Annotated in this window: 14 protein-coding genes; 10 read left to right on the plus strand and 4 right to left on the minus strand. The window is 54.2% G+C overall.

Going from position 1 to position 14,345, the window contains the following annotated elements:
- Positions 1-191: 191 nt before the first annotated feature.
- Complete coding sequence (locus tag ACZ5ZS_RS07395) at positions 192-524, plus strand: hypothetical protein (protein WP_188595448.1); 333 nt, start codon at positions 192-194, stop codon at positions 522-524.
- 183 nt (positions 525-707) lie between these two features.
- On the opposite strand, the gene ACZ5ZS_RS07400 is transcribed toward ACZ5ZS_RS07395, so the two are convergent.
- On the minus strand, positions 708-2,948 hold the full coding sequence (locus tag ACZ5ZS_RS07400; RefSeq protein WP_188595449.1) for a sodium-translocating pyrophosphatase: 2,241 nt from the start codon (positions 2,946-2,948) through the stop codon (positions 708-710).
- A gap of 311 nt (positions 2,949-3,259) precedes the next feature.
- On the opposite strand from ACZ5ZS_RS07400, the gene ACZ5ZS_RS07405 reads away from it, so the two are divergent.
- The 6 genes from ACZ5ZS_RS07405 to ACZ5ZS_RS07430 are packed head-to-tail and all read left to right on the plus strand — an operon-like array spanning position 3,260 to position 9,493.
- Positions 3,260-3,739 carry a hypothetical protein gene (locus tag ACZ5ZS_RS07405; protein WP_075060007.1) on the plus strand — a complete coding sequence of 160 codons (480 nt, stop codon included), beginning with the start codon at positions 3,260-3,262 and terminating at the stop codon, positions 3,737-3,739.
- On the plus strand, positions 3,736-4,041 hold the full coding sequence (locus ACZ5ZS_RS07410) for an NADH-quinone oxidoreductase subunit K (protein WP_188595450.1): 306 nt from the start codon (positions 3,736-3,738) through the stop codon (positions 4,039-4,041). The genes ACZ5ZS_RS07405 and ACZ5ZS_RS07410 overlap by 4 nt, the downstream gene beginning before the upstream one ends.
- Positions 4,038-5,504 carry a complex I subunit 5 family protein gene (locus ACZ5ZS_RS07415; RefSeq protein WP_188595451.1) on the plus strand — a complete coding sequence of 489 codons (1,467 nt, stop codon included), beginning with the start codon at positions 4,038-4,040 and terminating at the stop codon, positions 5,502-5,504. Before ACZ5ZS_RS07410 ends, ACZ5ZS_RS07415 begins: the two co-directional genes overlap by 4 nt.
- Positions 5,497-7,455 (plus strand): NADH-quinone oxidoreductase subunit 5 family protein, encoded by a 1,959-nt coding sequence (locus tag ACZ5ZS_RS07420; RefSeq protein ID WP_188595452.1) that lies wholly within the window; start codon positions 5,497-5,499, stop codon positions 7,453-7,455. The genes ACZ5ZS_RS07415 and ACZ5ZS_RS07420 overlap by 8 nt, the downstream gene beginning before the upstream one ends.
- On the plus strand, positions 7,448-8,746 hold the full coding sequence (locus ACZ5ZS_RS07425) for a proton-conducting transporter transmembrane domain-containing protein (RefSeq protein ID WP_188595453.1): 1,299 nt from the start codon (positions 7,448-7,450) through the stop codon (positions 8,744-8,746). The genes ACZ5ZS_RS07420 and ACZ5ZS_RS07425 overlap by 8 nt, the downstream gene beginning before the upstream one ends.
- A 45-nt stretch (positions 8,747-8,791) precedes the next feature.
- Complete coding sequence (locus ACZ5ZS_RS07430; protein WP_188595454.1) at positions 8,792-9,493, plus strand: uroporphyrinogen-III synthase; 702 nt, start codon at positions 8,792-8,794, stop codon at positions 9,491-9,493.
- Here the strand turns inward: ACZ5ZS_RS07430 and ACZ5ZS_RS07435 are convergent.
- Complete coding sequence (locus tag ACZ5ZS_RS07435) at positions 9,490-9,918, minus strand: phosphate-starvation-inducible PsiE family protein (RefSeq protein WP_188595455.1); 429 nt, start codon at positions 9,916-9,918, stop codon at positions 9,490-9,492. The two genes, ACZ5ZS_RS07430 and ACZ5ZS_RS07435, sit on opposite strands and share 4 nt — an antisense overlap.
- 138 nt (positions 9,919-10,056) lie before the next feature.
- On the opposite strand from ACZ5ZS_RS07435, the gene ACZ5ZS_RS07440 reads away from it, so the two are divergent.
- The gene (locus tag ACZ5ZS_RS07440; RefSeq protein ID WP_464858204.1) at positions 10,057-10,302 is read left to right on the plus strand and encodes a FaeA/PapI family transcriptional regulator; all 246 of its coding nucleotides are present in this window, start codon (positions 10,057-10,059) and stop codon (positions 10,300-10,302) included.
- A 94-nt stretch (positions 10,303-10,396) separates the two neighbouring features.
- Here ACZ5ZS_RS07440 and ACZ5ZS_RS07445 read toward each other — a convergent pair whose 3' ends face one another.
- Positions 10,397-11,422 carry an aldo/keto reductase gene (locus ACZ5ZS_RS07445; protein WP_188595457.1) on the minus strand — a complete coding sequence of 342 codons (1,026 nt, stop codon included), beginning with the start codon at positions 11,420-11,422 and terminating at the stop codon, positions 10,397-10,399.
- A gap of 161 nt (positions 11,423-11,583) precedes the next feature.
- Here ACZ5ZS_RS07445 and ACZ5ZS_RS07450 point away from each other — a divergent pair, with 161 nt between their 5' ends.
- Positions 11,584-12,033 (plus strand): chromate resistance protein ChrB domain-containing protein, encoded by a 450-nt coding sequence (locus tag ACZ5ZS_RS07450; RefSeq protein WP_188595458.1) that lies wholly within the window; start codon positions 11,584-11,586, stop codon positions 12,031-12,033.
- Between the two features lie 163 nt (positions 12,034-12,196).
- Here ACZ5ZS_RS07450 and ACZ5ZS_RS07455 read toward each other — a convergent pair whose 3' ends face one another.
- The gene (locus tag ACZ5ZS_RS07455; protein ID WP_188595459.1) at positions 12,197-12,844 is read right to left on the minus strand and encodes a hypothetical protein; all 648 of its coding nucleotides are present in this window, start codon (positions 12,842-12,844) and stop codon (positions 12,197-12,199) included.
- A gap of 146 nt (positions 12,845-12,990) precedes the next feature.
- Here ACZ5ZS_RS07455 and ACZ5ZS_RS07460 point away from each other — a divergent pair, with 146 nt between their 5' ends.
- On the plus strand, positions 12,991-14,322 hold the full coding sequence (locus ACZ5ZS_RS07460; protein WP_188595460.1) for a YeeE/YedE thiosulfate transporter family protein: 1,332 nt from the start codon (positions 12,991-12,993) through the stop codon (positions 14,320-14,322).
- Positions 14,323-14,345 lie beyond the last annotated feature (23 nt).

Below are 14,345 nucleotides of genomic sequence, written 5' to 3' on the forward strand. Positions count from 1 at the left end.
AACAAATTAATAAACTTATAGCAGAGCTCGGTTACGACGCTGGCCGAGACTCAACCGGCCTCCCCTGCATGAATTACCGTGCATTTCTTCCCATCTAGGGCTGGCAAGGCCTTTGAAATTCGTTCCTCGACGATTTACCCATGCCAAACTGCCGCGAAAACATAAAAAGGCAGCCGCCCTCCGAGTTAACCATGACCAAGGTACTATTCCTAGTGGTGAGTGGGGATGAGAAAATGGACTTGGCGTTAACCATGGCGGCCAACGCAGTTACCAAGAAACTATACGAGGACTTGAAGGTGATCTTCTTCGGCCCAAGCGAGGAGAGGCTATTGAAGCTGGAGGGCCCCGCCAAGGATAATTTCGAGAAGTTATTGAGCGGGGGAGCGATAGACTCCAGCTGCGTCAATTATGCCAACAATAAGGGGATTAAGGATGCCATAGCCAAGCTCAACGTAAAGCTGATGCCGGCCGGAGATAGACTTTCCTATTACCTGAATAATGGCTATCAAGTGGTCACGTTCTAAATAAGTGCACCCCCCCCCCCTCCTATACTCTGGATCTACTTTATTCCCACGGGTCCGCTCAATTATTCCGCCTCGCTTTGCGTTGATCGGTTCTGGCCGCGGTCGAATTGTAAAGGAAGGGCGTGATTGGTGGCGATTTGGTGTGGGAAATATGAAAATGCGCTATGAATTGAGGGAGGGGAATTATAGTAGGAGGAGAAGCAACGCGATCAGTGGTTTCGCGATGGCTGCCAACACCGCGTAGCTGAATAGGCCCATTTTTATGCCCAACGCCGCGTTGGTGCTGACCACCGCTGCTGCGAAGACCACGGATACCGTGTTGACTACCTTGATGAGTGGGTTCAGGGATGGTCCGGTGGTATCCTTAAAGGGATCGCCGACCACGTCTCCTATCACGGCGTTCTTATGAGCTGGCCCACCCTTTCCTCCCAGGGATGGATCCATTTTCGCCTCTATGTATTTCTTCGCATTGTCCCAAGCGCCTCCTGCGTTAGCCATGAGAAGAGCCCTTGGGAATCCCAGCAGTATGGTGCCGAGTATTAAGCCCACGAGGGCTACCCATCCCAGGAGCAGCCCGACCAGCACTGGAACTATGACGGCCATTAAGCCAGGAACCATGAACTCCCTCAATGCATGGCCCGTAACTATGTCCACGGCCCTAGCGTAATCGGGCTTGTTCTTGCCCTCCAATATGCCCGGTATCTCCTTGAACTGCCTCCTTATCTCCTCCACTAGCTCCATGGCGGTCCTGCTCACGGACATCAACGTCCTGCTCGAGAACGTGTATACCAAGGCTGCTCCTATGAACGCGCCAACCAATAAGTCCGGCCTCAGCACGGATGTGTTAAGCAGTATGGTGTGGAGAACCTCGCTGGACGCCACTGGGTACCCCGGCATTATTCTCTCTATTATCTCGTACACGAAGCCTATGAAAAGCACAAGGGCTGCAAGGCCAGCGGATGCTATGGCATAGCCCTTGGTAGTGGCCTTGGTGGTGTTGCCTATCGCATCCAGGGCATCGGTGGCCTCCCTGACCTGCTCCGGCAACCCGCTCATCTCAGCTAATCCGGACGCGTTATCGGAGACGGGACCGAAGGAATCTATTGTTATCACTATGCCGGCTATCGACAATAGACCCGTGGAGGCCATGGCGGTTCCGTATATCCCAGCCATGAAGGGATTCGGGGCGCCTATCAAGTAATAGCCCAACGCGAAGCTGGCTCCCAGCACTAGCGCAACCACCAATAGGACGGGTACGGCGCTCATCAATCCATACGAGTAGCCCGTCACCACCACGTTGGATGCGCTTATGGTGGCCTGCCTGGCTATGTTCTTCACCGGCTCATGGGTGTAGTGGGTGTAGTTCTCAGTTATGTGAAGCACCGCTATGGCGGTCAACATGCCGAGGATATCGCTGATCATCACTGCAGCCATCACTGAAGCGCTGTGGAAGATCACTGCGGCTCCTATTATGACTAGCACGGCGGTAACCGTCACTGTGGTATACAACGATAAGTTGAGCCTCCTCATTGCTCCCGCCGCCCCTCCCTCTATCTTTCCCCTTACAACTTGCATTCCTATCAACGTGCTGATCAGCGCGGCGGCAGTTACCAAGAGCGGGAACACGGTGAACCTCAGCGGCATGTGGAAGACAGCGGTCAGTAGGAGGGTGCCCGTCAAGACAACTACGAGGCTCTCATAGACGTCGCTGGCCATGCCGGCCACGTCCCCCACATTATCCCCCACGTTATCCGCTATTGTGGCTGGGTTCCTCGGATCGTCCTCCGGTATTCCCGCCTCCACCTTGCCCACAATGTCGGCCCCCCAGTCGGCGGCCTTAGTGTAGATTCCGCCCGCCACCCTTATGAATAGGCTCATGAGGCTGGCGCCAAACGCCGTCGCTATCAATGCCTCGCCCCAAAGCCCGGTGACAGCCCTATAGGCAGCGAAGAGCACCGACACCACGAGCAAGGCCGTGCTGGCCAGCATGGTTCCCATGACGCTGCCCGCCCTGTAGGACACCATCAATGCACCGCCGAGCCCGGCCTTGCTGGCGGCCTGGGCAGTCCTGGAGGCGCTCCTAGTCGTCACGTACATCCCTATATAGCCCGCCATGCCGCTCCCCAGAGCTCCTAACGCGAAGGATATCATCGCCAGCGCTGCCACTAAGATGTTCCCGCTGAAGCCCAGGTAGTAGGCCAACAGTATGAGCACTGCAAGCACGACTCCTATGGGCAGTATGGTCTTGTACTCCCTCAGCAGAAAAGTCTTGGCGCCCTCGGCTATTAGGTTGCTTATCTCCTTCATTTTATCCGTTCCCGCGTCCTGCCTGAGCACCCACGATGCAGCCCAAGCCCCATATATTATGCCCAGTATTGAGATTATAACCGGAAGTATCTCCGCCACTAGGGTTAGACTGGTCATACCTAAAACACCTATTATGATGGATTGGTCAGATATTAAAGCTTTGCCCTAGAGCACGTGCTTCAATCCAGCACGCGGGACTCACTTAAAGTAGCCCGTGCAATTCGACCTCTTTTTCTCAACTACTATGGAAGCAAGGGCTTGGAGAGAGCAATACCGCGGAGACCGCGCGGCCGCCATATATTTTCAATTTGATTGTGGCCAATTCATTTGAAGCTTATGATTCAAGCCACGCAATCCTTAAAAAATATTCATGAAGATGGGCTACTCATGTGTAAAATAATATGCCTACTCCTAAGAGGTGATTCCGCGTGCTCCTAACAACGTTTTCCTTGGCGGTGCTCGAGGTATTAATAGTTCTTTCGTCGGTAGGCGTGCTGCTATCCAAGGATAATTTCTATGCGGCGTTGTTCTTGGCGATAGCATCATCGCTGTCCGCCACGGCGTTCGCGGTGGTTTATGGAATATTATCCTTCACGCTAATAGTATTGATATATGTTGGGGCAACCATAACGATCACCGTGGTGCTGGCGGCCACGTATAGGAGGCCCGTTCCCCACAAGGTGGAGGGCTCGTGGCTTGGCTTCGTGGTCCTCCTATTCCTATTATCCATGCTGGTCCTCAGCAAGTACTCAATGCTGCCCACCGCCTACTCCTACGCAACCCCAACGGAGCTGGCGTCCGAGGTGCTGGGCAATGGGTACCTGGACTTCCTGCTGATAGCATTGGTGGTCTTGTTCTCGTTCATAATGATAATAGCATCCCGCTACCTGAGGGTGACCCAGTCATGATAGATGCGGTAATGTTGTTCGTCTCCTCCATTACGGTGCTGGGAATAGGGTACGTGGTTGTGGCCAACTCGCTGGACTTGGTGAGGCTATTGATAGGGCTTGAATTAATGTTCAACTCCATTTTCCTGGCGCTGGTGGGGCTTTACATGGTGGATCCCCTGGTGGCCTTCGGCATAACCATAATCTCAGTCCTGACGTCAGCCACGGAATTCATAGCATTGATAGTGGCCATACTTTCAATAGACAGGATCACCAAGAACATATCGCTGGACGTCTTGAGGGCAGGGGGTGAGGAGGCGTGATTACCCAAATGGACCCCATCCTAATATTCTCGTTGGCGCTGCCGATAGCCGCCGCCGGATTGACGGCTGTGCTGAACAAGCGGGCGTCGCTCTACGTGGCTGTAATATCGTTCCTTCCATTGATAGGCTACTCCCTCTACGGCATATTCGCCGACCTGGATTACTTGGTTCCAATAGGCGCGTTGCCGAGCCCCATCGGTGGGATGTACTTGATAAACGATGGGTTAAGCAATTCCTTCGGCTTCACGATAGCGTTGGTGACCGCCATGATAGCCATAGTGTCGGAGCCATACATGGAGCACAGGTTCCGCGCGTTGGGCATTGGGGAGGAATTCAAGATATACTACCCCTTATTCATCCTATGCGGCATATCCATGGAATGGATAGTCTATGCCTACAACCTGCTGCTCATGTACATAGGACTGGAGGTTTCCTTGATATCCTCATTCTTGTTGATATACTTCTACGGCTATGATGGCTACGGCAAGACCAGGCAGTGGATAGGCACCCTATACTTCGTATACACCCACGTCGCGAGCGTGCTCTTCCTGATAGGCTCCGTCATAGTTGCACTGACCACGGGAACCATGGATCTCGCAGCAATAAGGTACGTGCCGCCGGTGGCTTGGACGTTAATATTGATAGGCATGCTGATAAAGCTGCCCAGCTTTGGACCCCACGTCTGGCTGCCGTGGGCCCACGGCATGCACCCCACCCCGGTCGCGGCCCTCATAATATCCGTGGTTGGCCTCGCCTCCTATATACTGGCTAGGCTATACTTGATATCGCCTTACTTCATAATATCCATAAGAACCCCGCTGCTGGCGTACGCCATATTCGGCGGGATACTGGTTAGCTTCGCGGTCTTCAGGCAGAGGCACAGCTATAAGTGGTTATTGGCATACTCCACCGTGGCCAACATGGCTTACCTGCTCGCCGGCCTCACGCTGGGCACCTACGGCATAGTGGGCTTGACTCTTCACTTCATAGCGCATCAACTGGGCAAGGCCGTGCTCTTCATGACGGCGGGCGCCATAATAGTTCAGTACGATATGCTGGATATGTCGAAGATGGGCGGCCTGCAGAGGTACATCCCCTCCATAGGCGGCGCGGCGCTTCTTGGCTGGATGAGCTTGGCCGGCATATTCACCGTTGGATTGCTGGGGGAGTTCTTCCTCTTCCTGGGCCTGCTAACCACGTTGGGTCTCAGCCTCAACACGCTTTGGGCGTTCGTGGGCTTGGCGTTCCTCTTCTTGTTGACGGGCACGTACGGCTTCTGGGCCTTGAAGGAGGTGTTCTACGGGCAGCCGAGGTGGCCCTACACCAAGACAAAGCCCAGCAATAAGCTGGTGGTTCCCCTCTACGTGCTTGGATTGACCAGCGTGATTCTTCTGTTTCCGCCCATATCTACCACGCTAATACACACGATACTGAGCGCGATAGGGGTGATAATGCATGTATGAGTCGCTCCTTCCCATTCTCATTGCTTTGATGACGGTGCTGCCCACGCTGCTGGCCGCGCCCATATCCGTGTACTGGGCGGTGGAGCAGGACAATAGGAAGGCCCGTCCCCTGGAGTACTTGGCGGTGACTGGGCTGGGCGTGGCCGCGGTTGTCTCCACTTACATAGCATTGGGCTACCCCATGAAGACGCTGATATACTCGTATCCCTGGATATCAGTGCCCGGCATATTCACAACGTACGTGTCGTTCGTGGTGGACTTCCTGAGCAGGTACATGGGATTGCTGACCGCGTGGCTCGCGTTCGCAATAGGCGTTTACAGCCTGGAGTACATGGCTGACGACTATAGGCTGGGCTGGTTCTGGTTCTTCTACAATACGTTCGCGGCATCTATGCTGCTGCTGGTTTACTCCAACAACTTGCTCCTAATGTTCATAGGCTGGGAGGGCCTCGGCTTGAGCTCGTGGGCCTTGATAGGCAATTGGTTCAGGGACGACGATGAGACCTCATTCGTGGGGAAGGTGGGGGACACTGTGATGGGCAAGCCCGCGTGGACCACGCCCTCCTATGCTGCTTACCGCGCTATAATCACCATAAGGTTCGGCGACATGCCCATGCTGGGCGCCTTGGCTGCGATAGGCATATTCGGGGGGAGCCTTGACTTCAACTCAATAAACTGGGCCCACCTGACCAGCTCGCTTGGGGCCGTGGGGACGGCGGTGGTCCTAATAGCGTTCCTGCTGGGTCCCTTCACCAAGTCGGCCCAATTCCCGTTCAATGATTGGTTGCTGACCGCCATGACGGGCCCCACGTCGGTTTCCGCGCTGCTTCACTCAGCGACTATGGTTGCCGCGGGCGTGTACATATTCATGAGGCTCACCCTATACCTCGTCGGCATCAACTACGTTGCTATAAACATGGTGTACCTCTTCGTGCTTTACTTGGGGCTGGTGACCGCTATATTGGGCGCCATGTTCGCCACCTCGGTTAACGAGAGGAAGGTGATACTGGCCGGATCAACCATGAGCAGTCTCGGCTTGATGATGGCGTTGACCGCGGCATCTAAGTTCATACCCATCAGCGTGGATGCTCTGGGGTACATGCTGCCCATTGGGGTATTGGTGGGCTTCTCCTACTTAATAGTGCACGCGCTCTCCAAGGCATCTCTGTTCCTGGTCAGCGGCCACTTGATTCACGAGACCCACACGCGCTTCAACTTGGGGAACTGGCGGCTCGCCGAGAAGCTGCCCGCGGGCTTCTACTCCACTCTAGCCGCCGCCCTGGCCCTGGGCGGGATACCGCCCTTCGCCGCTTACTGGGTTCACTCAGCCATGGATGAATTGATGACGGAGGTGGGCCCGGTGGTGGGCTGGGGAGCCTATGCCTTGCTGCTGCTCACGAGCTTTGTTTACGTCATGTTCCTGGCCAGGTTCATGTCGCTTAACTTCATCAAGGGAGATGATCCTGGGGAGGTGGAGGGCCACGGCGGCTCCGTGATGGCTGGGGCGTACACCGCCACGGCCACCGCCGCGCTGCTTGTCGCGATACCTGTGTTGATGATGTCGTCGCCCAACGTGATGTTGATATCGGGATTTGATCCCGTGGTGTTCCTGATATCGCTTGCAATAACGGTCACATTCCTGGCTGTTGCTTATAAGCCCCGCTCCGCGTCCTTTGCCTTGGCGTCCCCAGTGTTCGAGAGGAGATACTACATACAGGCATTCATGGACGTGGTGCTGGCTGGATTCGGCAGGGCATTGACGGAGTTCGCAATGCTGTTCAGCAGGGGCTTTGATTGGTTGTTCAATAATGCCGTGCCCCGCTTGTTCAAGGCGACGTCCAATGCGATACGCGGCATGCAGAATGGCTTGGTTAGGAACTACGTGAAGGCCATGTTGATAGTGATGACGATTATGCTCTTCATAATAATGATGGTGATGATCTATGTATGATTACACAACCATAATTGAGTACTCCTCCATAGGGCTGCTTCTGGTCACCGCTGCCTTAGCGGCCGCCCGCAGGGAGAGGTATTCCTGGATCCCAGCTCTTCTCCTCCTGCTGCCGGATCTCGTGGTGCCGGCCAGCTACTTGATGTACCCCGCATTGATAGATGCCGTGGCCGCCATCAACGTGTTGACCCTCATGCTGGTGAGGGGGTCGCAGTATAAGGGAATGGATTACGCTCTTGTGTCTTTCATGGGATTGATGACGTCCTACGCCATGTACGTACCCCTCGGAATTGGAGATGCGTACTTCGTGCTCTTGCTGGGCATATTCATGCTGGTCAGCGTTCCCGTCTACTTCATTATACAGCTGGGCGGGACTAGGGAGAACTTATCCGCCGCCGTCAAGGCCATAACCGCCCTAGTCATAGCTACAGTGCTATACTTCACTGGCGCCTCAATCCTATTCTTCGCCCTGATAAATCAAGTGGGCGGGCTGGCGCTGCTGGGGTACACGTTCTTGATACTGGGAATGATGCTGGAGGTGGGCGCCGCCCCCATGCATTACTGGGTGCCCGACGCGTTCTCGGCTGGCAATCCATACGCCGTCTCCATAATAGCCTCCATAGCCAAGTTCGTGCCCTTCATTGTCACGCTGAAGATAGTTTACCCGTTGGTTGCCAACATGGCCCCGCTCTATGCTGACGTGATAGTGTGGGAGACCGCCCTGCTGGCCGCGTTCAGCATGACGCTGGGCAACATAGGGGCAATAACGTCGAGGGAACCGGCCAAGGTGCTGGCCTACTCCACTGTGGCCAACATGGGTTACGCCATGGCTGCTTTGACCATTTTCTTCGTGCACGGGGCGGGCGAGGCCGCGCTGGCCTACGCGTTGCTGGGCCTACTGGCGCAGCTGTTGGTGAACGGCGCAGGCAAGATAGGCCTCTTCTCCATAATAGGCAACGAGAGGGGATCTAGGTGGAGCTACATACTGGCCTACTCATTCATAGGCGTGCCGCCTCTGCTGGGCTTTTGGTCCAAGCTATTCATAATACTGGGGCTGATATATGCCGGCCCGTCACTTTGGTGGCTGGCCGTGCTGTTGGTGATAAACTCGGTGATATCGGTTCCATATTACGTGAGGCTGAGCAAGTCGTTGAGTGGCTCCGGTTCAGGCGGGGTTGGTCTGCTGGTCGTGGTGCTGGCGTCCATAATAATGCTGGCCGGCCTCATCATCCCAGTACCGCTGGCAATGATAGGCTCGGTTCACTCGCTGCTGGCCTACTTACTGCCTTAGTGCCCGGCACAAAACATATTTTACCTTCTTCCCATTTATTCTCTAATGATACTGGTCCTGAGAGGTAAGGGAGGTTCATCGATGGATCAATTGGAGGAGGATGATGTCTTGATCATTCCCATATTGAAGCCAATAATAGATGAATCGGCGGTGGATAGGTTAAGGGCGCTCTGCGGCTCCAAGCGGAGGCTGGGGGTAGTGATGAGCTCGGAGGCCATTGCGGCAGTGGCGGGCAGGGTAGATATATCCAATTGCATCGAGACCGTGATAGCCGTGGGCCCATCAACTTGCGGCGCGGTTCATGCTGCTTTTCCCACGGTTAAATGCGAGGTGCCAAGCGAGTACTTCAGCGGCGCGGTGTCCAAGATGCTGGAGGAGAGGTGCGGGCCTGGGGAGGAGGTGTTAGTTATTAGATCCAAGGATTACGTCGATGACGCTGAGATACGCGCGGGTATGTGCAGCGTTGTGGAGATCGGTTTATATGAATTGGCCAGGGATGATGAGGCAATAAGGCGGGCCGCGTCGTATTTGCCCTCCGCCGGGGCCGTGGTATTCACGAGCCCCAAGGTTTTCACGACGTTTTTGGAGGCAGTGGGGGGAAAGGCCTTGGAGGGCAAGAGATTGGTGGCGATAGGGCCCACCACTGGATCTACCATGAGGAGAAACGGCTTCGAGCCCCTTATCCCGGCTCGCTACACGGTTAAGGACGCGGTGGAGCTGGCGGCGCGCAGCAGTGGCGGTTCCTAGCCGTCAGTCCTTGATTTGAGGAGAGCATATGCTCCAGCCACCACGGCGACTCCCACTATTATGACCACCTCCTTCCAGACGTCGACTTCTGTGGGCGTGGGCATCATGGTGAACTGCGTCGTTGCTATCAACAACTCCCTGGAGAGCGCGGTGAGAACTATCTGAAGCACCTTATTCACGGCTATCACCTCCTTCTCCACGTAGTCCATGAACATCTCTATTATCTCTATCGATATGAGCACTATGAATATGCTGGACAGCGCCTCTATTATGGAGCTCTCAGTCACGTTGTGTATGCTCTCGTATAGGGTCATGAAGGCGCTCCATATGGAGAACGCCGCCACCGCTATTATCATGATCATGGCTATAACGTATAGGATTAGGTTTATTGCCCTGAAGGGAGCGGTGAGCTTGTTCCTGGGCATTAGGGTAACCCAAAAATGCCGCAATTTAACTTTTATGGGCGCTCAGCCATTCCAGGACGGGGCCCGCGGTAGATCTGAGCGATATTATCGTCAGTCTTACCGCCTAAAGCTTAAAAATAATAGAGTTAAAATAACTCGATGCCCAGGAAGCAGACGGAGAGGATAGACGAGAGAAAGAAGGAGATCCTCAGCCTGGTGGAGTCCCGTGGAGAGGTCTCCACAAATGACGTGGTTCGCATCACCAAGCTAAGCCATAGCCAAGTATTCTACATACTTAAGCTATTGAGCAAGGACGGCGCGATGAAGGAGGTGCGCAGGGGAAAGGTGGCTTACTGGAAATCCACTAAGAAGCAGGAAGTGGATTCCCCCGATGATACCGATTAATTGGGGAAGAAGCAAATGGAGTTCAGTGTGAGATTGAGGTCCTCATCCCTCAGTGGCTGCCTCGCTTCATCACGGAGGCCCCCATCAAATGCAATTAATTAAAACCTTTCGATCGAGGCCCATCGATGGCTTCCTTGAACCTGGCAGTCTCCGCTATGCTCTCATCGTTTAACTCCTTGAAATAGGACTCATACACCTCATTTATTGCGTCCAAAAACCCGCGGCTCAGCCCCTCCCTCTCCGTCACCGCGGCGTACTTATCCACGTCGTTCTTGGTGGTGATGTTTGGAATCACGGATGACACGTTGGGGGAGCTCAGCACGAATGCCACGGCCAGCTGGGACAGCTTCATCCCCGCCGCGTTGGCTATAGGGATCAGCTTCTCCCCTCCACGCACCGCCCTCTCTATCCAGGATTGATCCTTGAACGATCTATGCAAGTGCCCGGAGCTCCTTATGGGCCACTTATCCTCATCCAATGCATCGGATGCGTGGGGGACGCGTATGAAGTGCCCCACCCTCTCCGCGCCGGGAGCGGATAGGAACTCCCTTCCCGGCATTTGCTCTATTATGTTGTATATGTACTCCAACGCCTCGTACCCCTTGGCCATTGCGGCCAACCCCTCCTCTCCCCAACCAAGCGTGGGCCCCAGGGATACGCCTATGGACTTCGCGTACCCATCCCGCTTGACCCCCCTCATCCAGTCCATGACCTCCTCATCAATTATGACGTGCATCCTTGGATTGTGGAGCATCAGTATGTCAACGTAGTCCCTATTGAGTCTCCGCAGGCTATTCCTCAATGCTTTATCCAAGTAATCCCGGCTGAAGTCCTGGGGTATCTCCCTCTGCCCCGCCTCGTGGTGATACATGTCGTAGCCTATCTTGGTTAGGATGACTGCCTCCCGCCTCTGCCCCAGCACTTTCCCCAGTAACTCCTCTCCCTTTCCATTACCGTAGCTATCAGCCGTGTCGAAGAAATTTACGCCGGCCTCAATCGCGTGCATTAGGACATCCTCCGCCTTCTCCGGTCTTCCCCACCAATCCGTCACCAAGGACCAAACGCCCACGCCGACCTCGGAGACCTCCATTCCACTGCTTCCCGCCTTCCTATACCTCACGCGATCCCGCGGCGAGTCTGTCTATTTTAGGGGTTTCGCGCAGCGTCTTCGGGCTTAACGGGGGTCTTGTAACTATTTCCTTCCTCTCAAAATCGTTTTGTTCCGGGTATCCCTGAAAGGATAAACAAAGATTATATAAATCTAAGCATCGCACGTACTTCGTGAAATGGATTACTCGGGAGAAGGCCATGGTGGATAGGATTGCTTGTCCATGGCTAATAAAGAAATTCATTGACCCGAACGCAGAATTCATATTCGTTCCGGCTCAGGACGTCCTTACAAAGGCAAGGGAATTAAACGCGATACCCTTCGACGTAGAGGGTGTCGAGTTAACGCATTACCGCGAGGGAGGCAATGAATACGTGAGCTTCGATGCAATAATAAAGAAATATAACTTGAAGGATCCAGCGTTGCTGGAGCTAGCTAAGATAGTTAGGGGAGCTGATGCCAAGATACCAAACCCGCCGCCGGAAAGCTATGGCCTGAAGGCAGTGGCGCAGGGGTTCAGGGCCATTTCTAGAGATGATTTCGAGAACATGCGGCTGCAATTCCCCGTATACGATGCTCTCTATGCTTACTGTAAGATGAAGGTTGGCGCTGAAAATAGATAGTTTCCGCCAGAGCACTGTGGTTTCGCAGATGGAGCCTCAAAGCTTGGTTTCAGGCCCCCGATTACCTGCTTTTTCGCTGGATTGGGTATGCATGACCTGAACTGTATTGGTCCGGCTTGGGCGCTGCATCCTTGAGTCCTACATGGTGAGATGGGGTCGTTTCTTAAGTGGGGCTTGCTTTGGATTGCGTTTCATTATTCCTTGCTTGGCTTCTTAATCGTTCCAGCATCTCCATGAGCTTGGCCGCGTCTTGGCGATCCACCACTATGTAGACGTCATTATCGTACCTGAGGACGTGCTTCACGGAGATTTTGTTGGATCTCATTAATTGAATCAAGGTGGTCACGAAGCCAACCGGCGCCTTCTCTGCCAGCACTATTCTGATCAGGCTGTACTCGGCGGTTAGGGAGAGGCCGAGCCTGCTGAATATCTTTAGGGGGGCTATTAGCTTGAGTCTAGTTCCGTCGCTTATTATTATGGCCGCGTCGTGGCCCAGCTCGTTGAGCAGTTCCGGCTTGACGTCTCCTACCATTATTTCCGCCTCCCCTATTCCGCTGTGCACCATTATTTCCGCCTCACTCATTAATTGAAACATATTGGGCATGGTAACTTTATTCTTGGCCTCCATTCGCTCCAGCGCCTTGATTATTGTGCCGAGCTTCACTGGGCGGTCCGTGGTGGACATTATCAGGGGCAGCACTTCCTTGGCTAACGCGGATAGGTTGGCTATTCCCGTGCTTATCATCATCATGTATAGGGGGTTCTCGGACACTATTGTCTCCACCAGCCTGCTTATGGGTTGCTCCTGCATTGATATGTATTCCGGTATCTGTTCAAATACTTTCCTCTTTAGTCAAATTTTGGACATAATAAGATTTATATACTAATTACTGACAGAGGTTTCCGACCACTACGGCAGATAAATCAAAAATTCAGATAGAGGTGAAAAATCCAAACATGAGGCCGATGTGGATCGTGGCCTCCATCTTGTTGGTGGGGGCACTGATAATGCTCGTGGGCGGCGTCGCAATGCAGGCCCTCCTCCATATATACACGGCGCCGCTATGGGTGGGGGTGTTCGCTGGCATTCTGCTCTCAATACCGCTGGAGATATGGGACTTCCCCAACCCCGACGTGATAATAAGGGCAATAACGTTAAAGGATAGGCTGCTCATGGTCTGCTTCGGCCTAGTCATAGGTGTCGGAGCAATCCTGCTCTATGGATTGAACCTATTCGTCCCAATGCTTCACTGGGGAATAAAGGCTTTCTTCGTGCCCGGAGTCGTGATAGGCGGGCTCATATTCGGCGTTGGAGTGGCTGTGGCGGGCTACTTCCCAGGCACTATATGGATAGCCCTCGGCCAGGGGAGGCGCGATGCCGTGTATGCCGTGATAGGGGGATTGCTGGGCGCCTTGGCTTGGTCGCTGATCTTCGGACCAGCCAAGCCGTTCTTCTGGGAGACCCTGAACTTCGGCCCCATAACTTGGCCGACCTTGTTCGGATTGACCAGTAAATTCGATGAATTCATGGTAGCCATAGTGTTCGGGTTATTGATGATAAGCATGTGGCTCTTCGTGCCGAGGAGGCAGGGCGGGAAGGCATGCGTGCTGCACTTGACGGGCAGGTCCAACGAGTCAATGGCCCTCGACGATGAGATAAAGGAATTCAAGCAGGACTACAAGAAGATACCTGACTACGTGATAGAGGCGGTATCCGTCCAGCAGCCCTCCTCCTCTAGGGTGATATTCGCCTTGGCGTTCGACTTCGCGCTAGTTGCGGTCGCAGTCATAGTTCTGAGGCAGATATTCGGGGAGTCGACCACCTACTCATGGATATGGGCTCAACTGCTCTTCGCCGCGAATCCGCACTTCGCCGCCAGCCTACCGTACTTCCAGCTATTCGGCGGGCTCAAGATAGTAAATGGGATTCCCATAGACAAGCCGTTCAGCGAGATAGGCTGGGAGCCCCTCTCCGACTTGGGCACCTTCCTGGGCGGCTTGATATCCTCGGTGTTCATCACGAGGAGGTTCATGGGGTTCAGGCAGTGGACGCCGCACATATGGACCAATAGGTTCGGCACTGGAAAGCTGAGGCCCCTCGCCTCATTTGTGGGAGCCTTCCTTGTGTTGTTCGGGGCCAGGATGGCGAATGGCTGCGCGAGCGGCCACATACTGAGCGGTAACCTTCAGATGGCTGTCAGCAGCTTCGCATTCTTCATGGCGGTGCTGGCCGGCGCTATAGTGACCGCGTACCTGGTGTACGGCTTGAGGCCGTGGACCGCTAACTAATTAAATCTCGGTGTGGGTGCGCG

It is taken from the genome of Thermocladium modestius (assembly GCF_055398215.1).